The organism is Neorhizobium sp. T25_13 (assembly GCF_002968675.1).
In the GTDB taxonomy this organism is placed as follows: domain Bacteria; phylum Pseudomonadota; class Alphaproteobacteria; order Rhizobiales; family Rhizobiaceae; genus Neorhizobium; species Neorhizobium tomejilense.
This window is the reverse complement of record NZ_PVBI01000006.1, coordinates 141,275-166,322: the sequence shown is the minus strand read 5'-3', so window position 1 is coordinate 166,322 and position 25,048 is coordinate 141,275. Positions and strand designations below refer to the sequence as shown.

The 25,048-nt window shown below is 62.6% G+C and carries 24 protein-coding genes; 11 read left to right on the top strand and 13 right to left on the bottom strand.

Annotation, left to right across the window (positions count from 1 at the left end):
• The 3 genes from C5J22_RS15900 to chrA all read right to left on the bottom strand — a co-directional run bounded on the left by C5J22_RS15900 (position 1) and on the right by chrA (position 3,331).
• On the bottom strand, positions 1 to 981 hold the full coding sequence (locus C5J22_RS15900) for a bifunctional riboflavin kinase/FAD synthetase (protein ID WP_105439004.1): 981 nt from the start codon (positions 979 to 981) through the stop codon (positions 1 to 3).
• 40 nt (positions 982 to 1,021) lie between these two features.
• Positions 1,022 to 1,870 (bottom strand): TIGR01459 family HAD-type hydrolase, encoded by an 849-nt coding sequence (locus C5J22_RS15895; protein ID WP_046630939.1) that lies wholly within the window; start codon positions 1,868 to 1,870, stop codon positions 1,022 to 1,024.
• 126 nt (positions 1,871 to 1,996) lie between these two features.
• Positions 1,997 to 3,331, bottom strand: a complete 1,335-nt coding sequence (gene chrA, locus C5J22_RS15890; RefSeq protein WP_105439196.1) for a chromate efflux transporter — start codon at positions 3,329 to 3,331, stop codon at positions 1,997 to 1,999.
• Between the two features lie 484 nt (positions 3,332 to 3,815).
• Here chrA and groES point away from each other — a divergent pair, with 484 nt between their 5' ends.
• Positions 3,816 to 4,112 (top strand): co-chaperone GroES, encoded by a 297-nt coding sequence (gene groES, locus C5J22_RS15885; protein ID WP_007752582.1) that lies wholly within the window; start codon positions 3,816 to 3,818, stop codon positions 4,110 to 4,112.
• 58 nt (positions 4,113 to 4,170) lie between these two features.
• Positions 4,171 to 5,814: a chaperonin GroEL gene (groL, locus tag C5J22_RS15880; protein ID WP_038540272.1), complete on the top strand. Its 1,644-nt coding sequence runs from the start codon at positions 4,171 to 4,173 to the stop codon at positions 5,812 to 5,814.
• A 107-nt stretch (positions 5,815 to 5,921) separates the two neighbouring features.
• Here groL and C5J22_RS15875 read toward each other — a convergent pair whose 3' ends face one another.
• Positions 5,922 to 7,859, bottom strand: coding sequence for a translation factor GTPase family protein (locus C5J22_RS15875; RefSeq protein WP_105439003.1), 1,938 nt, complete (start codon positions 7,857 to 7,859; stop codon positions 5,922 to 5,924).
• 268 nt (positions 7,860 to 8,127) lie between these two features.
• Between C5J22_RS15875 and C5J22_RS15870 the strand changes: the two genes are divergently transcribed.
• Positions 8,128 to 9,669: a sodium:proton antiporter gene (locus C5J22_RS15870; protein WP_105439002.1), complete on the top strand. Its 1,542-nt coding sequence runs from the start codon at positions 8,128 to 8,130 to the stop codon at positions 9,667 to 9,669.
• A 109-nt stretch (positions 9,670 to 9,778) separates the two neighbouring features.
• Here C5J22_RS15870 and C5J22_RS15865 read toward each other — a convergent pair whose 3' ends face one another.
• On the bottom strand, positions 9,779 to 10,093 hold the full coding sequence (locus tag C5J22_RS15865) for a hypothetical protein (protein WP_046630933.1): 315 nt from the start codon (positions 10,091 to 10,093) through the stop codon (positions 9,779 to 9,781).
• Between the two features lie 267 nt (positions 10,094 to 10,360).
• Here C5J22_RS15865 and C5J22_RS15860 point away from each other — a divergent pair, with 267 nt between their 5' ends.
• On the top strand, positions 10,361 to 10,810 hold the full coding sequence (locus C5J22_RS15860) for a DoxX family protein (protein WP_105439001.1): 450 nt from the start codon (positions 10,361 to 10,363) through the stop codon (positions 10,808 to 10,810).
• 65 nt (positions 10,811 to 10,875) lie between these two features.
• Here C5J22_RS15860 and C5J22_RS15855 read toward each other — a convergent pair whose 3' ends face one another.
• From C5J22_RS15855 to hisS, 4 genes are all read right to left on the bottom strand, one after another.
• A complete protein-coding gene (locus tag C5J22_RS15855) occupies positions 10,876 to 11,280 on the bottom strand; it encodes a GFA family protein (protein ID WP_105439000.1) in 405 nt (134 codons plus the stop codon).
• 22 nt (positions 11,281 to 11,302) lie between these two features.
• Positions 11,303 to 12,001: an ATP phosphoribosyltransferase gene (hisG, locus tag C5J22_RS15850; RefSeq protein ID WP_105438999.1), complete on the bottom strand. Its 699-nt coding sequence runs from the start codon at positions 11,999 to 12,001 to the stop codon at positions 11,303 to 11,305.
• The gene (locus tag C5J22_RS15845; RefSeq protein WP_105438998.1) at positions 11,998 to 13,119 is read right to left on the bottom strand and encodes an ATP phosphoribosyltransferase regulatory subunit; all 1,122 of its coding nucleotides are present in this window, start codon (positions 13,117 to 13,119) and stop codon (positions 11,998 to 12,000) included. The genes hisG and C5J22_RS15845 overlap by 4 nt, the downstream gene beginning before the upstream one ends.
• A gap of 168 nt (positions 13,120 to 13,287) precedes the next feature.
• Positions 13,288 to 14,904 (bottom strand): histidine--tRNA ligase, encoded by a 1,617-nt coding sequence (gene hisS, locus C5J22_RS15835; protein ID WP_105438996.1) that lies wholly within the window; start codon positions 14,902 to 14,904, stop codon positions 13,288 to 13,290.
• A 144-nt stretch (positions 14,905 to 15,048) separates the two neighbouring features.
• Between hisS and C5J22_RS31220 the strand changes: the two genes are divergently transcribed.
• The 4 genes from C5J22_RS31220 to C5J22_RS15815 all read left to right on the top strand — a co-directional run bounded on the left by C5J22_RS31220 (position 15,049) and on the right by C5J22_RS15815 (position 17,375).
• The gene (locus C5J22_RS31220) at positions 15,049 to 15,282 is read left to right on the top strand and encodes a DUF6290 family protein (RefSeq protein ID WP_172746650.1); all 234 of its coding nucleotides are present in this window, start codon (positions 15,049 to 15,051) and stop codon (positions 15,280 to 15,282) included.
• A 35-nt stretch (positions 15,283 to 15,317) separates the two neighbouring features.
• Positions 15,318 to 16,070 carry a hypothetical protein gene (locus tag C5J22_RS15825; protein ID WP_105438994.1) on the top strand — a complete coding sequence of 251 codons (753 nt, stop codon included), beginning with the start codon at positions 15,318 to 15,320 and terminating at the stop codon, positions 16,068 to 16,070.
• A 141-nt stretch (positions 16,071 to 16,211) separates the two neighbouring features.
• The gene (locus C5J22_RS15820) at positions 16,212 to 16,583 is read left to right on the top strand and encodes a DUF305 domain-containing protein (RefSeq protein WP_105426554.1); all 372 of its coding nucleotides are present in this window, start codon (positions 16,212 to 16,214) and stop codon (positions 16,581 to 16,583) included.
• 87 nt (positions 16,584 to 16,670) lie between these two features.
• Positions 16,671 to 17,375: an HAD family hydrolase gene (locus C5J22_RS15815; RefSeq protein ID WP_105426553.1), complete on the top strand. Its 705-nt coding sequence runs from the start codon at positions 16,671 to 16,673 to the stop codon at positions 17,373 to 17,375.
• On the opposite strand, the gene C5J22_RS15810 is transcribed toward C5J22_RS15815, so the two are convergent.
• On the bottom strand, positions 17,362 to 17,991 hold the full coding sequence (locus C5J22_RS15810; protein WP_105438993.1) for a DNA-3-methyladenine glycosylase I: 630 nt from the start codon (positions 17,989 to 17,991) through the stop codon (positions 17,362 to 17,364). The genes C5J22_RS15815 and C5J22_RS15810 overlap by 14 nt on opposite strands.
• A 243-nt stretch (positions 17,992 to 18,234) precedes the next feature.
• Here C5J22_RS15810 and C5J22_RS15805 point away from each other — a divergent pair, with 243 nt between their 5' ends.
• From C5J22_RS15805 to C5J22_RS15795, 3 genes are all read left to right on the top strand, one after another.
• The gene (locus C5J22_RS15805) at positions 18,235 to 18,993 is read left to right on the top strand and encodes a L,D-transpeptidase (protein ID WP_105439195.1); all 759 of its coding nucleotides are present in this window, start codon (positions 18,235 to 18,237) and stop codon (positions 18,991 to 18,993) included.
• 162 nt (positions 18,994 to 19,155) lie between these two features.
• Positions 19,156 to 19,848 carry a L,D-transpeptidase gene (locus C5J22_RS15800; RefSeq protein WP_046664642.1) on the top strand — a complete coding sequence of 231 codons (693 nt, stop codon included), beginning with the start codon at positions 19,156 to 19,158 and terminating at the stop codon, positions 19,846 to 19,848.
• A gap of 181 nt (positions 19,849 to 20,029) precedes the next feature.
• Positions 20,030 to 20,749 (top strand): outer membrane protein, encoded by a 720-nt coding sequence (locus C5J22_RS15795; RefSeq protein ID WP_105438992.1) that lies wholly within the window; start codon positions 20,030 to 20,032, stop codon positions 20,747 to 20,749.
• Positions 20,750 to 20,809: 60 nt separating this feature from the next.
• Here the strand turns inward: C5J22_RS15795 and glcF are convergent, their stop codons facing one another.
• The 3 genes from glcF to C5J22_RS15780 form a co-directional block, all read right to left on the bottom strand.
• Positions 20,810 to 22,114, bottom strand: a complete 1,305-nt coding sequence (gene glcF / locus C5J22_RS15790; RefSeq protein WP_105438991.1) for a glycolate oxidase subunit GlcF — start codon at positions 22,112 to 22,114, stop codon at positions 20,810 to 20,812.
• Positions 22,115 to 22,344: 230 nt separating this feature from the next.
• Positions 22,345 to 23,541: an FAD-binding protein gene (locus tag C5J22_RS15785; RefSeq protein ID WP_105438990.1), complete on the bottom strand. Its 1,197-nt coding sequence runs from the start codon at positions 23,539 to 23,541 to the stop codon at positions 22,345 to 22,347.
• Positions 23,538 to 24,977 carry an FAD-linked oxidase C-terminal domain-containing protein gene (locus C5J22_RS15780; RefSeq protein ID WP_105438989.1) on the bottom strand — a complete coding sequence of 480 codons (1,440 nt, stop codon included), beginning with the start codon at positions 24,975 to 24,977 and terminating at the stop codon, positions 23,538 to 23,540. The genes C5J22_RS15785 and C5J22_RS15780 overlap by 4 nt, the downstream gene beginning before the upstream one ends.
• Positions 24,978 to 25,048 lie beyond the last annotated feature (71 nt).

The following is a 25,048-nucleotide window of genomic DNA, read 5'->3' as shown; positions in this document are numbered from 1 at the left end:
TCAAAACGCGATCTTGGCGTCCACTTCGCCGAGGGGCCTGACGCCGGACAACAGCGCCCGCGCCTCTTCCTCATCGCGCTTGATCTGGGCGACCAGGGCATCCAGCCCGTCGAACTTCAGTTCGTCGCGCAGGTGGCCGAAGAAGGAGACGGAACAGGTTTCGCCGTAGAGGCTGCCGGAGAAATCGAAGAGGTAGGTCTCGAGCAGGGGCGCACCGTTTTCGGTCACCGTCGGGCGGCGGCCGTAGCTGGCGACGCCGTCGAAAAGCGTGCCGTCGGGGCGGCGGAAGCGCACGGCGTAGATGCCGGCCTTGAGTACGGCCTCCGGCGGCAGCTGCATGTTGGCAGTCGGGAAACCGAGCTGGCGGCCGAGCTTTTCACCGCCGATCACCTCCGCCTCGAGCGTGTAGCGATAACCGAGCAGGCCGGCCGCGGCGGAGACATCGCCTTCCGCCAGCAGATCGCGGATGCGGCTGGACGAGATTACGTCAGCATTCTCGTCGCGAAAGGCATCGACCAGCTGCACGTTGAAACCGTGCTTGCCGCCCGATGCCATCAGGAAGGCGGGGCCGCCTTTCCGGTCCTTGCCGAAATGAAAGTCGAAGCCGGTGACGACGGCGCTGGCTGCGAGCCAATCCACGAGGATGGTCTGGATGAATTCTTCTGCCGAGCGGGTCGCAAACTCGCGGGTGAAGGGATATTCGATCACCGAGCGGAAACCCATGGCCTCCAGCAGGCGAGCCTTGAGCGGCGCCGGGGTCAGGCGGAAGACCGGTTCCTCCGGGCGGAAAACGGTGCGCGGATGCGGCTCGAAGGTCAGCACCAGGGCGGGTACGCCGTGCTGTTCGGCAAGTGCCAGCGCGCGCTCCAGCACGCTGCGATGGCCGCGATGCACGCCGTCGAAATTGCCGATGGCGATGACGCCGCCCTTCAGTTCCTCGGGCAGCGGTTCCTTCTTCTCGTTGCGGTGGAAGACAGTCATGCGGCGGGTTCCGGTTCAGGCCGAATTCAGGCCCAGGGGGCTATGCGAGGCGCGGCATCCAGTATTTCGGCGCGGCATTTTCCCGCTTCAGCCAGGCGTTGAGGATCGCCTCGTCGGTCTGGCCGTTGACGGTGTATTCCGCGACATGGATGCCCGCGCTGATATAGAGCAGGTCGAGGCCGTATGCGAGCGCGCCGCGCACATCGGTCGGCATGCCGTCGCCGATCGCCAGCACCCGGTTCATCGGGAAATCGCCGCGCACTTCGCGGGCAGCTTCGATCGTCGCCTCATAGATCGGACGGTGCGGCTTGCCGGCGACGCGGGTCTTGCCGCCGAACTCTTCGTAATAGGCGGCCACCGCGCCGGCGCAGGGGATGATCTTGTGGCCGCGCTCGACGACGAGATCCGGGTTGGCGCAGATGAAAGGCACGTCACGCTTGGCGAACGCTGCCAGCATGTCGGTATAGTCTTCCGGTACTTCCTTCTCGTCGTCGAAGAAACCGGTGCAGACGATGCATTCGGCTTCGTCGGCGGAGACCACCTCGACGCCGAGCCCGTCGAACAGGTTGAGGTCGCGCTCGGGACCGATCAGAAAAACCTTTTTCGGGCCGTCGACGATCAGGTGCTGGGTGACGTCGCCGGACGTAACGATCCGGTCATAGGTGCCGTCGGGCACGCCGAGCGTGCGCATCTGCTCGATGACGCCGGGAGCCGTGCGCGGCGAATTGGTGATCAGCACGACGGTGGCGCCGGCTTCGCGGGCCGCGGCGAGCGCCCGGCAGGAATGCTGGAAAGCCTCGACACCGTTGTGAACCACACCCCAGACGTCCGAAAGGACCACGTCGTAGTCGCCGATCACTTCGTTCAGATTGCCGATGCGCTTTGCCATGTAACCTTCCCATCTCGCAAGTCCCGGGTCACATGACAAACCCGGTTAAGGATTACAAGAGATATTCGGGAGAAAAGCCGCGCCCGCATCGGCGACGCTGGCAAGGGTAACTCTTCCACTTCGTCCCTAGCCCGCTACCGCCAACCGGACGGCAAGGCCCACGACCGCGCTGACGGCCAGGACCGGCACCATGCCGATCTTCATGCGGAAGAGCAGGAAGGCCGATACCACGAAAAGCAGGAAGGCGAGCGGATCGAGCGTCGTCCAGGCCGGCCAGAAAAGCCTCAAGCCGGCCGCGGGCCAGAGGGAAATCTGCTCGACCTCGCGGAACAGGACGTGCAGGCCGAACCAGATGGCGAGGTTGAGGATGACGCCGACAACCGCGGCCGTGATGGCCGACAGCGCCGCCGAAAGGACCGGATTGCCGCGCAGCCGCTCGATATAGGGTGCGCCTGCGAAGATCCAGATGAAGCTCGGCACGAAGGTCGCCCAGGCGACCAGCAGGGCGCCGATCACGCCGCCGGCGACCGGTCCGAGACCGGCGGCTTCCCGGAAGCCGACCAGGAAGCCGACGAAGGACAGCACCAGAACCAGCGGCCCAGGCGTCGTTTCGGCAAGCGCCAGCCCGTCCAGCATTTCGCCAGGTTTCAGCCAGCCGTAATTGTCGACCGCCACCTGCGCCACATAGGCGAGCACCGCATAGGCACCGCCGAACGTCACCATCGCCATCTTGGAGAAGAAGGTGAACATGACGGCCAGGCCTTCCGGCGCCGAGAACATCCACAGCAGCAGAAGCGGAAGCTGCCAGACCGCGATCCAGAAGACCAGTGTGGCGATCGCCGTCAACGGCTTCGGCCGTTTCGGCAAGTCGATCACGTCGGAGCTTTTGGCTGCTCCGCTGCCTCTGCGGGCGGCAAAGAAGCCAACTAACCCGGCCAGAAGCACCACGAGCGGAAACGGCAGGCCGAAGAAGAACAATGCCACGAAGGCAGCCGCCGCGATGCCGAACAGGAGGCGGTTCTTCAGCGTCTTGCGGCTAAGGCGGATCACCGCCTCGACAACGATCGCGAGGACAGCCGCCTTGAGGCCGAAAAACAGGCCGGTCAGCCAGCTCGTATCCTGATAGAGGGCGTAGGCCGTCGAAAGGGCGATGATGACGGCCAGCCCCGGAAGCACGAAAAGAAGGCCGGCGATCATGCCCCCGCGCACCCCGAACATCAGCCAGCCAATATAGGTGGCCAGCTGCTGGGCTTCCGGTCCCGGCAGCAGCATGCAGTAGTTCAAGGCATGCAGAAAGCGCGCCTCGGAAAGCCAGCGCCTTTCGTCCACCAGGGTCCGGTGCATCAGGCCGATCTGCCCAGCAGGCCCGCCGAAGCTCAGGACCCCGATCTTGGCGAACACCGCCGTCAGCTCGCCGAGCGTCGGCTTCACCGCAATCTCGTCCTTCACCGCCTGATCCATCATTGCCTCATGCTCTTCCGCAACGGTTACCTGTCGTCCATGGCGTCATGTACCCCCCGGGCGCGGAAGCTCGCCGCCCCCTCTAGGAGCCATATGTGAAGGCCGTATGAAGGAAGCGAACTTCGGGCATGGCGCCACGTTGCGGCATTCGCAGGCCTCGGGCGGCTGTTAAACGCGCCGGCGCCTTTCTTCCACCAAAGTCCGGTGCAACATGCCGACCTGCCCGGAGAGGTAGCTTAAACCCGAGACCCGATGTGGCCGGTTGCGGTCATCAGTTCCGCCAGGCGCAGGCGTTGCCCAGCATCCGTATCGTTAAGCGTATTTCCCATGAGTTCCGAGCCGTCCCGAAAATTTTACGGCCGTTCTTGACTCATCCGCCGGTCACCCTTATCTCGACGCGGCTGGCACTCTCCAAACGGGAGTGCTAACAGCACCGAGATACGGGTTTCCACCCGTCCATGTCATTTGATCGAGGGATTAGACAATGGCAAGCACCAATTTCCGCCCCCTTCACGACCGCGTCGTTGTTCGTCGCGTCGAATCCGAAGCCAAGACCAAGGGCGGCATCATCATTCCTGATACCGCCAAGGAAAAGCCGCAAGAAGGCGAAATCGTCGCCGTCGGCACCGGCACCCGCGACGACAAGGGCAACATCACCGCTCTCGACGTCAAGGCTGGCGATCGCGTCCTGTTCGGCAAGTGGTCCGGCACCGAAGTCAAGCTCGACGGCGAAGACCTTCTGATCATGAAGGAATCCGACATCATGGGCATCATCGGCTGATCTCAGTCGGTTGCTTTCACTGAAATATCGCTGACACCCCTTTTCAGGAGTTCCCAAAATGGCAGCTAAAGAAATCAAGTTCGGCCGCACCGCGCGCGAAAAGATGCTGCGCGGCGTCGACATTCTCGCCGACGCAGTCAAGGTAACGCTCGGCCCGAAGGGTCGCAACGTCATCATCGACAAGTCCTTCGGCGCTCCGCGCATCACCAAGGACGGCGTATCGGTCGCCAAGGAAATCGAACTTGACGACAAGTTCGAGAACATGGGCGCCCAGATGGTCCGCGAAGTTGCTTCGAAGACCAACGACATCGCGGGCGACGGCACCACGACTGCTACCGTTCTTGCCCAGGCCATCGTTCGCGAAGGCAACAAGGCCGTTGCAGCCGGCATGAACCCGATGGACCTGAAGCGCGGCATCGATCTCGCCGTTGCAGACGTCGTCAAGGATCTCCAGGCCAAGGCCAAGAAGATCTCGACCTCGGAAGAAGTCGCACAGGTCGGCACGATCTCCGCAAACGGCGACAAGCAGGTCGGTCTCGACATTGCTGAAGCCATGCAGAAGGTCGGCAACGAAGGCGTCATCACCGTCGAAGAAGCCAAGACCGCAGAAACCGAACTCGAAGTCGTCGAAGGCATGCAGTTCGACCGCGGCTACCTGTCGCCCTACTTCGTCACCAACCCGGAAAAGATGGTTGCCGATCTCGACGACGCTTTCATTCTCCTCCACGAGAAGAAGCTCTCGAACCTGCAGGCGATGCTCCCGGTTCTCGAAGCCGTCGTCCAGACCGGCAAGCCGCTCCTGATCATCGCTGAAGACGTCGAAGGCGAAGCTCTTGCGACGCTCGTCGTCAACAAGCTGCGTGGCGGCCTCAAGATCGCTGCCGTCAAGGCTCCGGGCTTCGGCGATCGCCGCAAGGCCATGCTCGAAGACATCGCCATCCTGACGGGCGGCACTGTCATCTCCGAAGACCTCGGCATCAAGCTCGAAAATGTCACGCTCGACATGCTCGGCCGCACCAAGAAGGTCTCGATCTCCAAGGAAAACACCACGATCGTCGACGGCGCCGGCTCCAAGGCCGACATCGAAGGCCGCGTTGGTCAGATCAAGGCTCAGATCGAAGAAACCACTTCCGACTACGACCGCGAAAAGCTGCAGGAACGTCTGGCCAAGCTGGCCGGCGGCGTTGCCGTGATCCGCGTCGGTGGCTCGACGGAAGTCGAAGTCAAGGAAAAGAAGGACCGTATCGACGACGCCCTCAACGCGACGCGCGCTGCCGTTCAGGAAGGCATCGTACCGGGCGGCGGCGTTGCCCTGCTGCGTTCCTCCGTCAAGATCACCGCAAAGGGTGCAAACGACGACCAGGAAGCCGGCATCAACATCGTTCGCCGCGCTCTGCAGTCGCTGGTTCGCCAGATCGCTGAAAACGCTGGTGACGAAGCTTCGATCGTGGTCGGCAAGATCCTCGAAAAGAACGAAGACAACTACGGCTACAACGCCCAGACGTCTGAATATGGCGACATGATCACCATGGGCATCGTCGACCCGCTCAAGGTCGTTCGCACGGCTCTGCAGAACGCAGCTTCGGTTGCTTCGCTGCTGATCACCACCGAAGCCATGATCGCCGAACTTCCGAAGAAGGAATCGGCAGGCGGCGGCATGCCTGGCGGCATGGGCGGAATGGGCGGCATGGACATGATGTAAGACCTCCGGGTCTTCACATCTGAGCCAACCGGTTCAGTTGAGAAAAGGGCGATCCTCGGATCGCCCTTTTTGTTTTGTCGTCGATTACCGGCCAATCCGATGACGTTTCAGCGCATACGGAGCAGATACTCGGTGGCATTGAAGGGATTGGCGCCCGAACGTCGGCGCGAACGCGGCGGATCGGGCATCCGGGCATAGTGATCGAAGGAATATTCCATCGTACCCATGCCGCTTGTCAGCCCCGGCAATTGTTGCAGTATGCCTTGGGTCGTCGTGGATGCAATCGTGCCTTCCAGCCGGGCCACGCCATTTGCAATCGCCGTTTCCCTGGTTATCGCACCGGATTTCGCAAGCATGGCATGCACACCGCTTAAAGCCGCGGCAGGCACTTCGAGGCAAAAGTGGTCGATCGGTTCGCAGACGATGGTTTGCGCCGCCGACAGAGCAGCCGCCAGCACCAGCGGCGTCAACCGACGAAAATCGGCAGCGGTGCTCACCGGCGAACTATGCCGGGCCGCGGTCATTGCGACGTGGCAATCGATGATCTGCCAGCCGAAAGGCCCCTGTTTCAACGTTTCGAATACGGTGTCCTCGACCGCCCGATAAAAGCTTGCGGGCATTTGGCCGACATCCACTTCCAATGCGAAGCTGTTGCCGGCCCCTTCCGGGCGTGGCTCGACGCGCAGCCCGACTGTCGCCATGAAGGGATTGGGCTCCTTGAATATGATCTCAAGGCCGGCACCGGTTCCGACAAGCCTTTCCACGCAGATGACCGTGCTCTCCTCGAAGATCGCTTCGAGACCGAAATCCGCCAGCAGGGTCGATTGGATGACCTCCTTCTGCACCTCGCCATACAGCGACACGAAGACTTCGTCGGCGTCGTCGTTGCGACGCAGGTTGATCAGCGGGTCCTGTTCGGCCAGTTGGTTCAGCGCCAGCCAGAGTGCCGCGTTGTCGAAGGGGCGCCTGGCCAGCACCCGGGTTTCAAGTGTAGGCGGAGCAAAGTGAGACCGACCGCCGGAAAGCAGATCGCCTCCCACCGCATCTCCTATCCGAGCGCTGGCCAGTCCGTTTACGCGGGCGATCTGCCCTGCGTGGAAACTGGTGACGGGATGGGTCCCGCCGGCCTCGAAAACCTGGATTCCCGTCACCCTTGCCGGGCCTTTGCGCAGATCCAGGTATTGCCGAAGCTGGACTGTGCCGGATGTCAGATACATGTAGGACAGCTTTTCGCCGCCCCACCCGCGTTCGATCTTGAAGATCTTCCCTTCAACCGGGCCATCCGGGTCGAGCGCGCGGCTGGGCAGCAGCGTCGCGATGGCCGATGTCAGCGCAGACAAGCCGACGCCGGTCATCGCCGCTCCTGCGAATGTCGGGTGCACCAGCCCTCTCGCGACCTGATCGACCAGAGAGTTTCCGAGCCTTTCGGCGGTCAGACGGTCCGGGGCCGTGACATAGTCACGGAGCAGTGCGTCGTCGTTGTCAGCCAGCGTTTCGCTGAGTACCGTGAAAGACGGTTCGGCAAGCAGGTCGGGCGTCTCCACCTGTACGAGTTTGCTGCCGGGGTCGATGACGGCGGACATGGCAATAGGCTGCACCGCCAGCTGGCGGGCGATATCCTCCAGCACAAGGTCATACTGAGCGCCCATCCGATCGACCTTGTTGATGAAGAAGACGAACGGCACGGCGAGGCGCTGCAGCGCTCGTACCAATACGCGGGTCTGTGCCTGCACGCCCTCGACCGCCGAAACGACGACGACCGCAGCGTCCAGCAATCCAAGTACCCGCTCCACCTCGGCAATGAAATCGGGATGGCCGGGCGTATCGACGAGGTTGACGGCCGTGTCGCCAATCGTAAAGGACACGACCGCAGCGCGAATGGTGATACCGCGCAGGCGTTCGATCTCAAGGCTGTCGGTCTGCGTATCGCCGGTATCGACGCTGCCTAGCCTGTCGATCACGCCGGCATTAAAAAGGAGTCTTTCCGTAAGGCTAGTCTTGCCTGCGTCCACATGGGCGAGGATGCCCAGATTCAAAGTGCGCATAGATCCTCAACTTCTCAGAATTTCGAACGTGATTTTCGTGAGAAGGGACTCGGCGCATTGGGACCTCTATGTGCTGATGACCACGGCTTGATGCAAAACCTCTCGTCTTTTGCGGAGGCGCATGTCCAGCTGTACGGAAGTCTCCGAGGATATGTCAAGCGTGGCCATTCCGCCCTGGCGAACACGAGGCAAGCGGCGCCCATATGCCTCAAACCAATTGCGCAAACCCGCAGCTGACAAAGACCCAGACCACAATTACAGTCGCGCCATGAGTTTCTTCGAGAGCCTGCTCGTCCTGCTGCTTGTCGCGATCGTGCTCCTGCAGATCTCGCGCCGGCTTTCCGTGCCCTATCCGTCGATGCTAGCGCTGGCGGGTGCCGCCGTCGCGCTGGTGCCGGGCATGCCCTATATCTCGCTCGATCCGCACACCGCACTGGCGCTGTTCATCGCGCCGGCGCTGCTCGATGCCGCGTTCGATTTTCCGCTCGGGACGGCCCGCCGGTTCTGGGTTCCGCTGCTTGTCTTTGCGATCGGCGGCGTATGTGCGACCGCGGCCGTCGTTGCCTTTGCAGGATGGGCTTTTGCCGGGTTGCCGATTGCAGCGGCGCTGGTGCTCGGTGCGATCGTCGCTCCCCCCGATGCGGCGGCGGCGACGGCAGTGCTGTCTTCGATGTCGATCCCGCGCACCACCGATACGGTCCTCCGGGGCGAGAGCCTGTTCAACGATGCGGCGGCGCTGCTGATCTTCGATGCGGCGCTCTCCGTACAATCGGCCGGCAGTCTCGACACCGGCGTCGCGCTGCATCTTTCCGTCGCCGTGCCCGGCGGCCTGCTGCTCGGCATCCTTGCCGCCTGGGTGGTCCGGTATCTCATGCGGTTCGTCGCCGGCACGCTCGGCGGCGTCCTCCTGCAGTTCGTCCAAACCTTCCTTCTGTGGATCGTCGCCGAGCGGCTCGGCCTGTCGGCGGTGCTTGCCATCGTCGCCTTCGCGATGACGCTGGCGAGAAGCAGCGAAGCCCGCTCCTCGGCCCGCATGCGGGTGCAGTCCTATGCGGTCTGGACTGCAGTCGTCTTCGTGCTCAACGTCATGGCCTTCCTGCTGATGGGCATGCAGGTTCGCGACATCGTCGGCGGGATGCCGGCGGATCATCTTTGGGATGCTGCGCAGTTTTCGCTGATCACCATCGTGATCGTCGTCGCCGTCCGTTTTATCGTCTGCGTCGGCTACAATCGCCTCACCGCCTGGTACGAGCGCAGCCGCGGCAGGCCGGAACCCGCGACGACGACGCAGGCGCTGCTGGCCGGGTGGTGCGGCATGCGCGGCCTGGTGACGCTTGCGACCGCCTTTGCCCTGCCGATGGACTTTCCGCAGCGCGACGTGGTGGTGCTGACCGCTTTTTCGGTGGTTCTTGCGACCCTCGTCGTCCAGGGACTGACGCTCACCCCGATCATCCGCTGGCTCGGCCTCGACCGCCGTGCCGAAGGGCATGGCGAACTCGCCGTCCTGCGCAGCAAGATCGCCCTCGCCGGCCTTTCCAGGCTCGACGGCGCGACCGAGACGGAGGCGGAACTGCTGCGCTCCAAGTTCCGCATCGAGCAGCTGGCCGCTACCCGTATCGAGGACGCCAACGCGCTCGAGACCTACCGGCGGCTCGCCCTGACGGCGATTGCCGCGCAGCGCGAAGAGCTGGAAAAGCTTCGCTCGGTGCACAAGGTCAATGTCGACGAATACAATCTGCTGCTCGAGGAGATCGACTGGCGCGAACTTTCGGTCCTGCCGGAAGATGCGCGCAGGATCGAGGAAATCTGATCCGCCGTTCAATCAGTACTGTGGCGGGTAACGGCGAGCCGGCGCGGCATGCGAAGGGCGGCCTGGAAGCCGCCCCCGTTACACCGATCTACAGTTCCGCGTTGCGCAATCAATAGATATCGCGGCCGTTATTGCTCTTGCGGTAGATGTTGCGCGAAGCGCGGTCCTGCATGCGCTCGATCCGCTGACGCTCCCTATAGGAAATGTAGCCGTCACGGCCGGCACGGGACTGCGCCCTGTCGATGCGATATTGCTGGCGGGAGAGGTTGCGCAATTCGCGCGGCGTCAGCTCACCCCGGGCCATGCCGCGATAGATGCGGTATTCCTGGCGGTTTTCCCGCGCCTCGCTGCGGTAGGTCTGGGCAAGGCTCGGAACGGCGGATGCGACCAGGAGGGCGAGCGCGGTGATGATGATCTTCTTCATGAGGGGTTCCTTTCATCGGCAATGATCGCATGGTGAAGGAGAAACGATGAACCTTTGCTGAAGGTTGCGTTCAGCAAAGAGAACGCCCTTTAAGTGCCGATTGGAGCAGGAGGCGGCGCGGCATTGGGAGCGCGAACGATTGTCTCTTTTTATCGAACAAACCGTCAATCATTGTTCATCTTCCGGATACGAGGGAAATGGGGCACATACGGTCCCAGAGAATTCAACCCGCGTGTCCCACCAGAGACACCGATCCGGAGATATGAAATGTCCACCACCGCTACCAATACCCTGCTTCTCGTCGGCCGCGTCCTCCTGTCCGGCATGTTCGTCATGTCCGGTTTCCAGAAGCTCATCGATCCCGCCGGCACCGCCGGCATGATCACCGGTGCCGGCCTTCCGGCTGGCATGCTGCTCGCCTATGTCGCAGGTCTGTTCGAACTGGTCACCGGCCTTGCCGTGCTGACCGGCTTCCAGACGCGCATCGCAGCGCTGCTGCTGGCTCTCTTTTCGGCTTTCACCGCGTTCGTCTTCCATTCCGGCGCTATCAACGTCCCGAACTTCCCCGAGGCCGCCAACGGTCTGCTGACGCTCTTTAACAGCCTGATGATGATGAAGAACCTGACGATTGCCGGTGGTTTCCTGGTTCTCGCCGCCGTCGGCGCCGGTGCATTTTCTATCGATGCCCGCCGTGGTTCTGTCGCAATCTCTGCCTAAACTTTCGAAATTCCCTGCCCAAGACTGCCCGCCGGATGAGAAGTCCGGCGGGTATTTTTTTGACCTCAATCGGTCTGGACGGCCGGCAGTTCGGTCATTTCGGGCAGCCAGGAAACGGCAGAGCGACACCAGATCTGGCGCTGCGGCTTCAACTCCGCCCGCTGGTCGATACTGCCCCAGCGGATGCCCCAGATCCTGGCCGCCTCACCTTCGCCATTGACGAAAAGCGGCGAGCCGCATTCGGGGCAGAAATACTGCTGGCGGACGCGGCCGCTCTCGGCCACCTTGCGATAGAGCTTTGGCTCGTGCCCGGTGAGCTTCAGATCGCTTTCCGGTACGACGGCGGTGACACGAAACGGCGAACCGCTCAGCGTCTGGCAATCGGTGCAATGGCAGATACTGATCCGCTTCGGATCGAGTTCGGCCTCATAGGTCACATAGCCGCAATGGCATCGACCGGTCACATGCATCGTGCTTCCTCCTCTTCAAAACTCAGAGCGCGGCGCGGACTGCCTCCACGATCCTGGCTATCCTCGGATCCTGTTCGTGAGCCGGCTTGCGGGCCCTGACCAGGCAGGCCTCGGATTTCAGGATCACCCCATCCGAGAGGATCTTCAGGTGGTTGGCCCGGAGCGTCGAACCCGTAGAGGTGATATCGACGATGATATCCGCCTGGCCGGCAGCCGGCGCACCTTCCGTTGCGCCGAGGCTTTCGACGATGCGGTAGAGCTGGATGCCGTGCTGGCTCGAAAAGAACTGTTGGGTGAGCCGCCAGTATTTGGTGGCGATGGCCAGCCGCCGGCCATGGCGGGCGCGAAAATCCGCTGCCACGTCGCCGAGGTCGGCCATGGTTTCGACGTCGAGCCAGATTTCCGGCACGGCGACGACCACATCCGCGTGGCCGAAGCCGAGGCGGGCGCAGAATTCCACCCGTCCGTCGGCGCCGGCCATGCCTTCGCGTACCAGGTCTTCGCCGGTGACGCCGAAATCGACGGCGCCGCTCGCAAGCTCGCGGGCGATCTCGGAGGCCGAGAGATAGGCGATCTCGACGCCTTCCATGCCCTCGATACGGCCGCGATAGGAACGGTCGTTGCCGACCGCGGAAATGGCAAGCCCGGCGCGCTCGAAGATCTCGGCTGTCTCTTCCTTGATACGGCCCTTGGAGGGCAGAGCGATGGTGATCGTGCTCATCTGGATGCCCTCGCAGCTTCAATCCGGTCGAGCCAGAGCGAGAAACCGACCGCCGGGATATGTTCCCTGGCGCCGAGCAGGGTCAGCAGCCGGTCGAAACGGCCGCCGCCGGCGAGCACCGCGGACGACCCCGCCTCGGTCACTTCGAAAACGAGGTCGGTATAATAATCGAGCGGACGGCCGAAGGCGGCGCGGTAGGTCATGGCGGAGAGATCGGCGCCGGCATTGGCGAGCGCCGCCAGCCGGGCGTCGAAGCGGGAAACCGCCGCGCCGAGCTTCAGGCCGGCGGCATCGGCAAAACCGGCCAAGGCGGCGGGCGCTTCACCGAGCGGAAGCTGCAGCGTCAGGAATTCGCGCAGCAGCAGCAGCGCGGTGCCGTCAAGCCGGGTTTCGGCCAGTTCCAGCTTTTCCTTCAGCCTTCTCGCGATCTCGGTCGGCGAACGGCTGGCATTGGTGGAATAACCGGTTTCCTGCATGGTGCGGTCGATGCGGGCGACGAGATCCGTCTCGTTGTCCGAAGCGATCAGTTCGGCGATCTGCGGATCGAGGCCAGTGACCGGCTGAGGCCTCGCGAGCCGCTCCAGCAACGCTTCGAGATGCGCCATGTCGCCGAACGCGTGGATCAGCCGCCGCTGCCAGCCGAACGGCAGGCCGAGCGCCTTGACCACCGCCTCGAACACCGCCTGGTCGCCGAGCGTGAGCGAGAGCTTACAGCCGGGCAGCAGCGCTTTCAGGATGCCGGTTGCATCGCCGATGGCGCGGGCGTCGGAGCTGGCGATATCCTTGTCGCCGAGATCTTCTATGCCGGCCTGGTAGAATTCGTGGGACCCCTCACGGCGCTGGCGGAACACTTCGCCGAGATAGGAATACCGTTTTGGCGTGCCGGTCGCCGTTTCGATGTGGCGCAGGCAGACGGGAATGGTGAATTCCGGCCGCAGGCAGAGATTGGCGCCGGTCTCGCTTTCGGTGAGGAAGATGCGGCGGCGCAGATCCTCGCCGGCCATGTCGAGAAAGGGTTCGGCCGGCTGGATGACCGGCGTGTTGACCCGCTCGGTGCGGCGGGCAGCGAATTCGGCGAGGAGGTCGGCGGAGAAGTCCGGCATGTCGATCAGGGGCATGGGGTCGCTCCCTCTGACAGAGACTGCCCCTCATCCGCCCTGCCGGGCACCTTCTCCCCGCTCGCGGGGCGAAGGAGACTCGTGGCACCCTCACCGCAGATTTCGGCGGCCTTTTGGGGCACGTCCCCTCGCCCCGCCTGCGGGGAGAGGGTTAGGGTGAGGGGCAGACTACGCATTGCCCGCCCTCTTCCGATCCTCCGCCTGGGCGGCCAGAATCTCCTTCACCTTGGCGACCAAGTCCGCCTCAGGAACAGTTTCCTGCGCTACGCGCGCCTCGCGCCAGCTGGCATTGTCCTCGATCTCGCCGGACAGGCGCTTGCCCTCGATCAGGTCCTTCAACTGCACGACGCCCTCTGCCCGCTCGTCGCCGCCCTGGATGATGGCGATCGGGCAGCCGCGGCGGTCGGCATATTTCAGCTGGTTGCCGAATTTCTTCCAGTTGCCCTGGTACATTTCGGCGCGGATGCCTTCGTTGCGCAGCGCCTGGGTGAAGCGCTGGTAACGACCCATGCTCTCGACGTCGCCGTCCATGACGGTGACCAGAACCGGGGCGATCACCTCGTCCTGGCCGAGCTTGCCGAGGTTTTTCAGCGCCGTCATCAGGCGCGAAACGCCGATCGAGAAACCGGTCGCCGGAACCGGCTGGCCCATGAAGCGCGACACGAGACCGTCATAACGCCCGCCGCCGCCGACCGAGCCGAACACGACCTTTTCGCCTTTTTCGTTGGTGACGTCGAAAGTGAGTTCGGCTTCGAAGACCGGGCCGGTGTAATATTCAAGGCCGCGAACGACGGATGAATCGAAAAAGATCCGACCTGGACCGTAGCCAGCGGCTCTGCATATCCCAGCCATCAATTCCAGTTCGGCTACACCTTCGGTTCCAACGGAGGAACCTTCCGTGGCTTGACGCCAAAATCCGAACGTCATTGCATCATCGGGAAAAGTGTTTTCTCCCTCAATGTTGGCGATCGGGGACTTTTCGCCTGCAGCTTCCGCTTTCTGCGTTGTCTCGGCTGATCCGCTTCGAAAGCTTGTACCGAGATACGACGAGAGAAGACGTGTAATCTGATCATCACCGAGGCCCGCGCCCTTGGTGAAGTCTCCCGATTCATCCTTGCGGCCCGCGCCGAGCAACAGCCTGACCCCTTCCGGGCCGAACTTGTCGAGCTTGTCGATCGCCCGCAACACGTTCAGCCGCTGTCCAGCCTTGTCCTCGCCGCCAAGCCCGATCGCCTCCATGACGCCGTCGAGGACCTTGCGGTTGTTCACCCGGATCACATAGTCGCCGCGCTTGATGCCAAGTGCTTCCATCGTATCGGCCATCATCATGCACATTTCAGCATCTGCCGAGACATGGGGCGCGCCGACCGTATCGGCGTCGAACTGCATGAACTGGCGGAAACGGCCCGGGCCCGGCTTCTCGTTGCGGAAGACGTAACCGGCGCGATAGGTGCGGAAGGGCAGCTGGATCTCGTTGAAATTCTCCGCGACATGGCGGGCGAGCGGCGCCGTCAGGTCGTAGCGCAGGCTCATCCACTGGTCGTCGTCATCCTGCAGCGAGAACACACCCTCGTTCGGGCGGTCGCTGTCGGGCAGGAATTTTCCAAGCGCATCTGTGTATTCGAATAGCGGCGTCTCGACCGGGTCGAAACCGTAACGCTCATAGACTTCGCGGATCTTGGCGGTCATCTCGTTGGTGGCGTGGATATCGGCGGCGGAACGATCGACGAAGCCGCGCGGCAGGCGGGCTCTCAGTTTCTGCGGTTTTTTGCTCTTGTCGTTCATGATCGGAATTCCATTGCCAAAGGCCCCGGAGAGGCCGGATTTGTGTGCGGTTTCTTAGAGGATAGAGGCCTGAGCGGCAAGGGCGGCGTCTGGTGAAGACGCAGGCGCGATGCTATATATTATGCCACTGAAGGGGCAAAGGTCATGAGCAAACGCGTCGCCATTGAAATCCCGGAGGCAATGTATGGTTTGCTCAGCCGCTATGCGGATATCCATGGCTTCGATACCGATGCCTATGTCGCGCAAGTCCTGCATCGTCATCTCGAAGATCTGCATGACATTGCTGCAGCAGATCGTGCGATGGAAGAAATTCGAAATGGTAATTCCAGTACCTACACGATGGAACAGCTTGAACGCGAGCTTGGATTAGAGAATTGAAAGTCGGCCATCGCCGCGAGGTCTATCGCTAATTCATGCTCACCGAAGCTCTCCAATACGCCGCGACCTCGCTGGTCACGCCGAAGCAATTCCGTCCCTTCATCCGTTCGTCCGTCAGCCTGTGGTCGCGGGCCGGGCGGTGCGCGAAGGATTGGGCAGCGCATGAAGAGAACTGCAAAGCCTTCATTCGCGAAACGATGGCCGGAATGAAGCAGCGGCGGACCTGCGTCGTGCTGGGTTCGGGCTTGCTGCGGGACGTGCCGATCGACGATCTGGCGGCGAAATTCGATACGGTCGTGCTGGTCGATCTCGTGCATCTGGCGAGCGTGCGGATGCGGCTGAAGGCGAAGCGGTTCGCGAATGTCCGGCTGATTGCGCGCGACCTCTCCGGCTTCGACGATGCAGTCGCAACCAAAGATTCCGAGCCGCTGTCGTTCCTGCGGCAGGTGCCGTATCTCGATCTCGTCGTCTCGGCCAATATCCTGTCGCAGATCGGTGTCGGATCGAAACGCCGGCTGGAGGCCGAAAACAATCCCGCGCGCGACGAGGTCCTGCAGCGACTGGTCCGGGCGCATCTCGACGGCCTTGCCGCACTGCCCTGCAAAACGGCTCTGATCACCGATACCGCCTATCGCGTCACCGATCGGGCGAGCCAGGTGCTGGAAGAGGCCGACCTGTTCCATGGCGTACCGGTGCCGGCGGCGAAACGGGCTTGGACCTGGCCGGTCGCGCCTTATGGCGAACTCAGCAAGGTATATCAGGCGGTGCACGATGTCATCGCCTTGTGATCTCGGCGCGGTTGATTTCCGCAAGGACGACCGTAGATCTGGAACCATGTCACGCCGCGCCGCTGGCGCCCTCCCCGCGCCTAACGGGATTTTGGCTCACGTCATCATCAAAACTCTGTCGGACACGGAAAAGGAAAACCTATGTCTGCAAAAATCATTCTCATGACCGCCGCCCTCTCCGCTCTCATGACCGGCCCGCTCGCCGCGCAGGAGATGAAGGGGATGGACCACTCCAAGATGAGCATGCCGACGGGCGGCAGCCCCTCCACCAAGGCATTCGAAGATGCGAACGCCAAAATGCACAAGGACATGGCGATCCAGTATTCCGGTGATACGGATGCGGATTTCGTGCGCAGCATGATCCCGCATCACCAGGGCGCAATCGACATGGCCAAGGTCGAGCTTGCGCATGGCAAGGATCCGGAAATCCGCAAGCTCGCTGAAGCCGTCATCAAGGCGCAGGAGGCGGAAATCGCCGAGATGCAGGCCTGGCTGAAGGCGCACGGCAAGTAACAAGCCTTGATGCAGGTAGGCGCCGGGCAGGCTTTCGTCTTGCCCGGCGCTTTCTTTTTCGCCATATCAGCGGGTGGAGGCAGATCCATGCGCCCGATTACCGCTATCGGCTTCGATGCCGACGATACGCTGTGGCAGAACGAACAGTATTACCGGCTGACGGAGGAACACTTCGCCAAGCTGCTCGGCGACTTCGCCGAAGGCACGCATATTGCGGAGCGGCTGCTGGAAGCGGAAAAGCGCAATCTTTCCCATTACGGTTTCGGCATCAAGGGGTTCACCCTGTCGATGATCGAGACGGCGATCGAGATCACCAACGGCAAGGTGCCGACCAGGACGATCAGCGAGATCCTCGATATCGGCCGCGACCTGCTGCGCCATCCGGTCGAAACCCTGCCGCATGTGGAAGAGACGCTGGAGGCCCTGAACGGCGAATATCTGCTGGTGCTGATCACCAAGGGCGACCTGTTCGACCAGGAGCGCAAGCTCGCCCAATCGGGCCTCGGCGATTTCTTCGATGCGGTCGAGATCGTCAGCGAGAAGAACGCCACCACCTATCGCCGCATCTTCTCGAAGGTCGCGGACGGACCTGAACGGGCGATGATGGTCGGCAATTCGCTGAAATCCGACATCGTGCCGGCGATCGCGGCCGGGAGCTACGGCGTGTTCGTGCCGCATGCGCTGACCTGGGTTCTGGAACATGTGGACGCGCCGACCGACGCGCCGCGCTTCCGCCAGATCGAACATCTGGGCGAACTGGGATCGGTGCTGTCGGAAATCACGGGCGCCTGAACTTCAGCCTGAGTTCATCAACCTCGCGCTGGCAGAAACAGCCGTCGAGATGGTCGTTGACCATGCCCATCGCCTGCATGAAAGCGTAGACGGTGGTCGGCCCGACGAAGGTCCAGCCGCGTTTTTTCAGGGCTTTGGACAACGTTACCGACACCGGCGTGGTGGGGTTGGCCCTGAGCGTCGCAAGATCCATCACCTCCGGACGCTGGTGCGGCCCCGGCTCAAAGCTCCAGAAGAACTTTGCGAGCGAACCGAACTCCCGCTTCAGTTCGATGGCGCGGGCGGCATTGTTGATGGTCGAAACGATCTTGCCGCGATGGCGGATGATGCCGGCATCGGCGAGGCAGCGGGCGATATCCTCCTCGCCGAACTGCGCGACTTCAACGAAATCGAAACCGGCAAAGGCGGCGCGGAAATTCTCGCGCTTCCTCAGGATCGTCAGCCAGGACAGGCCTGACTGGAAACCTTCCAGGCAAATCTTCTCGAACAGGCGGATGTTGTCCGTCACCGGCCGGCCCCATTCCTCGTCGTGATAGCGCCGGTAGTCTTCGAGACCGCCATGCCAGGCGCAGCGCCCCTTGCCGTCTTCACCGACGATGATTCCCGCCTTTTCCATTCCCGATTCCTTTTAGCCCGATCCCTTTGGTTAAAGGGCTTTTGGCCGGCTTTAACATTGGTCAACCATGTTTCAAAACCGGGCGGTAACCCTGCCAAAAGGTTTATAGGCCGGCCGGCTTGGAATGTTCCACCCGTTTACCGTTCGCTTTCATCTCGCGGTCACCATGTTCGTCAACACCGACGCCAAATTATCCAAAAGTTTGAGGGGCGTCCGGTCGGTGATTTGTAACGTGTGGATCCGATCATGAAGAAAACCCTTTTCCTGGCCTTCGGCCTTGCCGCCGCCTTTTCCAGTTCCGCCACGTTTGCCCAGGACCGCTATCGCGAGCGTCCGCCCGTGGTCGTCAGCCCCGATCTTGCCGCCCCGTGGGTGATGCAGCTCGCCGGCCCCAACGGCCGACCGGTCGTCTATCCGCGCCAGGCCGCCCAGCAGCGCACCATCTATCAGCAGCGCGAGCAGCAGCCGATGGTTCGCCGCGGCATCTTCGACCGCTCGCCGGCCCAGCCGGTGGCGATGCGGCCGCAGCCGATCCGCAGCCGGATCGAACCGCAGTTCCTGCCCCAGACGGTCGCCTACGACAGCAAGGAAAAGGCCGGAACGATCATCATCGATACCAATAACCGTTTCCTCTATCTGGTCATGGACAACGGTCAGGCGCGGCGTTACGGCGTCGGCGTCGGCAAGCCGGGCTTCGAATGGGCAGGCGAGCACCGGGTGACCCGCAAGGCCGAGTGGCCGGACTGGACGCCGCCTTCCGAAATGATCAGCCGCGAAGCCGCCAAGGGCCATTACCTGCCGGCCCGCATGGAAGGCGGACCGGAAAACCCGCTCGGCGCCCGCGCCATGTATCTCGGCTCGACGCTCTATCGCATCCACGGCACCAACGCCCCCTGGTCGATCGGCAGCGCCGTCTCTTCCGGCTGCATTCGCATGCGCAACGAAGATGTCACCGATCTCTACGGGCGGGTGAACATCGGCACCAAAGTCGTCGTCATGTAACGCCGGCAAATGCCAAAGGTGAGGCGGCGGAGACACAGTACCGCCGCCTTTTTGCCATCACATCTTCTTTATTACATCTATCCCGGCTTGCTTTGATGCCCGAGTCGGTTAGCCTTCGCCGTTCAACAGAGCGGAGAGGATTTTGGAATGAGAACAGGGGGAATGGGGGCAGGCAAGACCTTCGCGATGGCCGTGGGAATGGCTGGCGCGATCTTCTTTACAGCCGGACATGCAAGCGCAATCGGCCCGGCGGCAGCGCCTATCGAACGCCCTGCGGGCGACGTGACACTTGTCGCGATGCCACGGGAAGTTCCGGAACAATTCAAGCGCCGCGTGGTGCGCTTCTCGACGACCGAGAAACCCGGCACGATCATCGTCGATACCAACAACAAGTTCCTCTACTACATCGAAGGCCCCAACCGGGCGACACGCTACGGCATCGGCGTCGGGCGCGAAGGGTTCGGCTGGTCGGGCGTGGTCAATGTCGGCCGCAAGGCGGAGTGGCCCTCCTGGACGCCGCCGGCCGAGATGCGCGTTCGCGAACGTCGCGCCGGCCGCATTCTGCCGGCCGTACAAGAAGGCGGCATCGACAACCCGCTCGGTGCCCGCGCCATGTATCTCTACAAGGGCGGCCGCGACACGATCTTCCGCATCCACGGCACCAACCAGCCCTGGACGATCGGCCTCAACATGTCTTCCGGCTGCATCCGGATGATGAACAAGGATGTCGAGCATCTTTATTCGCGCGCCGACATCGGCACGAAGGTGATCGTCATCGGCCCCGGCAACCGGCAGGGCAACGTCGATTTCAAGGATCGCGGCATCGATATTTTCGGCACGATTTTCGGCGGCTGAGACACCTCGTCAAAGGTCAAAAAGGGCAGCAAAAGCTGCCCTTTTCAGGGGTTTAGACTTCGTTAACCATAAATCGCCTAGCTTCGTCGGCGACTGATGCAGAAAAAGCACAGACCGCCGATGCATCCGCCGCTAAACATTCAGTCATCAAAAGCCAACGTTCCTCCCTGCAGGCTGATTCATGCGCAAAATTCTTTCTTTCGCCTTCGCTTCCACGCTTCTCACCGCTGGTCTTGCTTATATTGCTCCGGCTCAAGCGGCAGACATGACCCCCGCGACCCAGGCCTATGTGGCTCCGGTTCACACCGGCGGATTTGAAATCTCCGGTTACGGCGGCTACCAGTTCGCGCCGCACTCCGATGTCGACGTCTCGGACGGACCTGATTTCGCAGCCGGCTGGGATACCAAGCCCTTCGCGATGCCGCCCTACTGGGGCGTCCGCGGCACCTACTGGTTCGACGGCGGCGCCCTCACGAACTGGGGTGTTTCGCTCGATTACACCCACGCCAAGGTCTACGCAGACGACGAAACCATGGTCAAGGCCGGCGGCTGGAGCGTCTTCGAATTCACCGACGGCCTGAACCTGCTGACGCTCAATGCGCTCTACAAGTTCCCGATCGAAGGCAGCAAGTGGACGCCTTATGTCGGCGCCGGTGTCGGTATCAACGTGCCGCACGTCGAAGTGACCCGCGCTTCCGGCCGTACCTTCGAATATCAGTTCGGTGGCGCGACGATCCAGGCCCAGGCCGGCGTGAAATACCAGCTCACCGAAAAGTGGTCGATGTTCGCCGAATACAAGGGCAACTACTCGTTCGTGGATGTGGATATCGACAGCGGCGCTTCGCTGAAGACCAACATCCTGACGCACGCCATCAACCTCGGCGTCTCCTACAAGTTCTAAGGCTCCAGGCCCTTGACGAAAAAGCCGGCGATTTCGCCGGCTTTTTTATTGAACAGAACTTTATCCGGCCGGGATCTTTTCCGGCTTCGGGCCGCCATAAGCCCAGTCCAGAAGCTCCACGGTATGCAGGATCGGGATCGCCGTGCCGGAAGCGATCTGGGTGATGCAGCCGATATTGCCGGTGGCGATCACGTCCGCCTTGGTGGCCTCGATATTCCTGACCTTGCGGGCCTTCAACTGCTCCGAGATGTCCGGCTGCAGGATATTGTAGGTGCCGGCCGAACCGCAGCAGAGATGCCCCTCCCCCGGATCGCGGACAGTGAAGCCCGCCGCCTTCAGCAGGTTCTTCGGCGCCATGGTGATCTTCTGGCCGTGCTGCATCGAACAGGCGGAGTGATAGGCGACGTTCAGCCGCTTCGGTTCGAGCCTCGGCAGGTCGAGCGCCGACAGATATTCGGTAATATCCTTGGCAAGACTCGAGACTTTGGCCGCCTTTTCCGCATAGGCCGGGTCGAGCCGCAGCATGTGGCCGTAGTCCTTGATCGTCGTGCCGCAGCCCGACGCGGTGATGATGATCGCATCGAGGCCGCCCTTGTCGATCTCGCGCATCCAGACATCGACATTTCGGCGGGCAAAATCGAGCGCCTGCTCCTCGCGGCCCATATGGTGGACGAGCGCGCCGCAGCAGCCCTCGCCTTCCGGCACCACCACTTCGACACCGAGCCGGGCGAGAAGCCGGAGGGTGGCTTCGTTGATGCCCGGATCGAGCACCGGCTGGGCGCAGCCTGACAGGATCGCAACGCGGCCCCGCTTTTCGATCTCAGGCGCACGGGTGCCGGGGGTAGCGGAGTCGGAAACCTTGGCAGCGGATTTCGGCGCGAGATCCAGCATCGCCCCCAGCGGCTTCATCGCGGGAATCCGCTTCAGGAGCGGCGCGAAGGGGCGACCGAGCTTCGCGAAACCAAGCGCCATGCGGAAGCGGGCGGGATAGGGCAGAACGGCGGCGAGCAGGTCGCGGATCAACCTGTCCATCAGCGGGCGCCGGTAGGTATTCTCGATATGTATGCGGGCATGGTCGACCAGGTGCATATAATCGACGCCGGACGGACAGGTGGTGACGCAGGCAAGGCAGGAGAGACAGCGGTCGATATGGGTGACCACTTCCTCGTCCGCCGCGCGGCCGTTTTCCAGCATGTCCTTGATCAGATAGATGCGGCCGCGCGGGCTGTCGAGTTCGTTGCCGAGGGTGACGTAGGTGGGACAGGTGGCGGTGCAGAACCCGCAATGGACGCAGCGGCGAAGGATCTTTTCCGATTCGGCCACATGCGGATCGGCGAGCTGGGCGAGAGTGAAGTTGGTTTGCATTTATTGGATATCCCTCGCATTTCCGCCGATCGCTCCGCGTTCTGCCAGCCCCCCTCTGGCCTGCCGGCCATCTCCCCCACAGGTGGGGAGATCGGCAAGACGCGCGGACATCACTTTATCGGCTACCGTCGAGATCGGCGCAATGTTGCTCCGATTCGATCTCCCCCCTTGAGGGGGAGATGTCCGGCAGGACAGAGGGGGGTAAGACGGGAAAACTACCATGGCCGTAATCACCCCATCTTCCCCGGACAAAAAATGCCGGCCGGGTCGAGCTTCTGTTTTACGCGCGCCGAGAGTGCCGCCACCGCATCCGGCTGCGGCTCGAAAGCCGGGGTTTGGGCGCGCACCGTATCCGATGCCCGCAGAAGCGTCGCGTGGCCGCCGCCGAGGGCGCGGATATAGCGGCGCAGCAAATCCGCTTCCGGGTCGGCTTCCATGCGCATCCAGACCAGCCCGCCCTGCCAGTCGTAGAAGGCATCGACGCCGATTTCGAGCCGGAGGGCGGCGACGAGCTGGTGGCCCGCAGATGGGGCTATCGAGACGCGCCATACGGGTTTCAGGGTCCCATCCGAATAGGGGTAGACATCGCGGATCTGGCACCAGAGCGTTTGGCTCTCCTCCATGCCGAGCCGCGAGACCGGACCGAATGCCTCCATGACGGCCGCGAGCTTTTCGGCACGAACGGAAACCGACGCGGCAAGGCCCTCAAGGCGCAGGACGGTCGCCTCCCCGCTTGGCAAGGCACCGCCGAGAAAACGGAACCGGACGGTCTGCGGCAGGTGGGCGGCGCCCGATACTTCGACCGGCAGCGCCATCGCCGCCGCCATCGCCTTTGCGGCGGCCGCGTCGTCGAGGCCGGAGATGACGATGGTCTCCACCGTCTGCGGCACCGGCAGCACCCGAAACGTCACCTCGGTCAGGAACCCGAGCGTGCCGTGCGAGCCGGCGAGCAGTTTGACGAGATCGAGGCCGGTGACGTTCTTCATCACCCGTCCGCCGGCGCGGATCGTCTCGCCCCGGCCGTTGATGAACCGGATGCCGAGCAGGCTGTCGCGGGCAGCACCCGAGACGAAACGGCGCGGGCCGGAGACATTGGCGGCAAACACACCGCCGATCGTCGGTTCGCCGAGCGTGCCCATCACGCCGCGGTGGTCCATCGGCTCGAACGCCATCATCTGCCGGTTGGCGGCAAGCGTCGCCTCTATCTCGGCGACCGGCGTACCTGTCTTGACCGTCATCACCATTTCCGCCGGCTCGTAGTCGACAATTCCGGAAAGGCCGGTCGAGTTCATCATTTCGGCAGGCTCGGCGGAGTTGCCGAAACCGGCGCGGGTGTTGCCGCCGCACAGCGCAAGCTTCTTGCCGTCGCCGGCGGCATTGCGGATGATATAGGCGGCGTCCGTTTCGGAATTCGGGATCAGCGTCATGCGGCAGGCCGTCCATCCAGCGGAAAGACCTTGGACGGGTTGAGTATCCAGCCTTCGTCGAAAGCGTAGCGCACCGCCATCTGCTGGTTGAGTTCAGCCTCCGAATACTGGTGGCGCATCAGGTCACGTTTCTCGATGCCGACACCATGTTCGCCGGTCAGGCAGCCACCGGCATCGACGCAGAGTTTCAGGATCTCGTTGCCCGCCTCCTCGGCCCTGGCCGCATCCTCGGGGTCGTTGGCGTTGAACAGGATCAGCGGATGCATGTTGCCGTCGCCAGCATGAAAGACGTTGGCGACCCTGAGCCCGAAACGATCGACGATCTCGGAGGTCTTGTTGAGCACATAGGAGAGCTTGCCGAGCGGCACCGTGCCGTCCATGCAGATGTAATCGGCGATGCGGCCGGTGGCGCCGAAGGCGGATTTGCGGCCTTTCCAGATCAGCGCCGCCTCGGTCGCCGACTGGCTTTCGCGCACCGTCTTGACGCCATTGCGCCCGGCGATCTCGACGATCGCCTTCAGCATCGCCTCCATCTCGGCCTCGGAACCCTCGACTTCGACGATCAGCAGCGCTTCCACGTCGAGCGGATAACCCGCATGGGCGAACGCCTCGCAGATCTCGATCGCCGGTTTGTCCATGAATTCGATGGCGACGGGAATGATGCCGGAGCCGATGATATCGGCGACGCAGGCGCCGGCATGCTCCGACGTATCGAAGCCGAACAGGACCGGGCGGGCGCCTTCCGGCTTGGCGATCAGCCGAACCACGGCCTCGGTGACGATGCCGAGCTGGCCTTCCGAACCGCAGACGAGGCCGAGCAGGTCGTAACCCGCCGCATCCAGATGTTTGCCGCCGAGTTCGATCACCGTGCCGTCGACCAGCACCATCTTCACGCCGAGCAGGTTATTGGTGGTGACGCCGTATTTCAGACAGTGGGCGCCGCCGGAATTCATGCCAATATTGCCGCCGATGGTGCAGGCGAGCTGGGAGCTGGGATCCGGCGCATAGAAAAAGCCGTCGATGCCGACCGCTTCGGAAATGTTGAGGTTGGTGACGCCTGCCTGCACGGTGGCGGTGCGGTTGGCGTAGTCGACTTCCAGGATGCGCGACATCTTGGACAAGCCGAGCACGACCGCATCCTCCTGCGGAATGGCGCCGCCGGAAAGCGAGGTGCCGGCCCCGCGCGGCACGACCGGAATGCCATAACGATGACAGTATTTCATCACCGCGGCCACCTGCGCCGTGGTCTTCGGCAGGGCGACGGCGAGCGGCAGGCGGCGGTAGGAGACGAACGCGTCCGTCTCGAAAGGCACCAGCTCGCGTGCCTCATGGACCAGGCATTCGGGCGGCAGAAGCTCGGTCAGGTCGGCAATGATCGCCGCCCGGCGCGATAGCACCGCCTCGCGAGGCTTCAGAAAACTGATCGTATCGGCCACCGGCTCCTCCTAAAGACATTCAACTGGTATACTTTTTTTACCAGTGATACAAGAAGCCCGAACGCCCGGCT

What these genes read in the sequence shown, in the direction of transcription:
- C5J22_RS15900 (WP_105439004.1), bottom strand. Translation starts at nt 981, where the DNA reads ATGACTGTCTTCCACCGCAACGAGAAGAAGGAACCGCTGCCCGAGGAA.
- C5J22_RS15895 (WP_046630939.1), bottom strand. Translation starts at nt 1,870, where the DNA reads ATGGCAAAGCGCATCGGCAATCTGAACGAAGTGATCGGCGACTACGAC.
- chrA (WP_105439196.1), bottom strand. Translation starts at nt 3,331, where the DNA reads ATGGATCAGGCGGTGAAGGACGAGATTGCGGTGAAGCCGACGCTCGGC.
- groES (WP_007752582.1), top strand. Translation starts at nt 3,816, where the DNA reads ATGGCAAGCACCAATTTCCGCCCCCTTCACGACCGCGTCGTTGTTCGT.
- groL (WP_038540272.1), top strand. Translation starts at nt 4,171, where the DNA reads ATGGCAGCTAAAGAAATCAAGTTCGGCCGCACCGCGCGCGAAAAGATG.
- C5J22_RS15875 (WP_105439003.1), bottom strand. Translation starts at nt 7,859, where the DNA reads ATGCGCACTTTGAATCTGGGCATCCTCGCCCATGTGGACGCAGGCAAG.
- C5J22_RS15870 (WP_105439002.1), top strand. Translation starts at nt 8,128, where the DNA reads ATGAGTTTCTTCGAGAGCCTGCTCGTCCTGCTGCTTGTCGCGATCGTG.
- C5J22_RS15865 (WP_046630933.1), bottom strand. Translation starts at nt 10,093, where the DNA reads ATGAAGAAGATCATCATCACCGCGCTCGCCCTCCTGGTCGCATCCGCC.
- C5J22_RS15860 (WP_105439001.1), top strand. Translation starts at nt 10,361, where the DNA reads ATGTCCACCACCGCTACCAATACCCTGCTTCTCGTCGGCCGCGTCCTC.
- C5J22_RS15855 (WP_105439000.1), bottom strand. Translation starts at nt 11,280, where the DNA reads ATGCATGTGACCGGTCGATGCCATTGCGGCTATGTGACCTATGAGGCC.
- hisG (WP_105438999.1), bottom strand. Translation starts at nt 12,001, where the DNA reads ATGAGCACGATCACCATCGCTCTGCCCTCCAAGGGCCGTATCAAGGAA.
- C5J22_RS15845 (WP_105438998.1), bottom strand. Translation starts at nt 13,119, where the DNA reads ATGCCCCTGATCGACATGCCGGACTTCTCCGCCGACCTCCTCGCCGAA.
- hisS (WP_105438996.1), bottom strand. Translation starts at nt 14,904, where the DNA reads ATGAACGACAAGAGCAAAAAACCGCAGAAACTGAGAGCCCGCCTGCCG.
- C5J22_RS31220 (WP_172746650.1), top strand. Translation starts at nt 15,049, where the DNA reads ATGAGCAAACGCGTCGCCATTGAAATCCCGGAGGCAATGTATGGTTTG.
- C5J22_RS15825 (WP_105438994.1), top strand. Translation starts at nt 15,318, where the DNA reads ATGCTCACCGAAGCTCTCCAATACGCCGCGACCTCGCTGGTCACGCCG.
- C5J22_RS15820 (WP_105426554.1), top strand. Translation starts at nt 16,212, where the DNA reads ATGTCTGCAAAAATCATTCTCATGACCGCCGCCCTCTCCGCTCTCATG.
- C5J22_RS15815 (WP_105426553.1), top strand. Translation starts at nt 16,671, where the DNA reads ATGCGCCCGATTACCGCTATCGGCTTCGATGCCGACGATACGCTGTGG.
- C5J22_RS15810 (WP_105438993.1), bottom strand. Translation starts at nt 17,991, where the DNA reads ATGGAAAAGGCGGGAATCATCGTCGGTGAAGACGGCAAGGGGCGCTGC.
- C5J22_RS15800 (WP_046664642.1), top strand. Translation starts at nt 19,156, where the DNA reads ATGGGGGCAGGCAAGACCTTCGCGATGGCCGTGGGAATGGCTGGCGCG.
- C5J22_RS15795 (WP_105438992.1), top strand. Translation starts at nt 20,030, where the DNA reads ATGCGCAAAATTCTTTCTTTCGCCTTCGCTTCCACGCTTCTCACCGCT.
- glcF (WP_105438991.1), bottom strand. Translation starts at nt 22,114, where the DNA reads ATGCAAACCAACTTCACTCTCGCCCAGCTCGCCGATCCGCATGTGGCC.
- C5J22_RS15785 (WP_105438990.1), bottom strand. Translation starts at nt 23,541, where the DNA reads ATGACGCTGATCCCGAATTCCGAAACGGACGCCGCCTATATCATCCGC.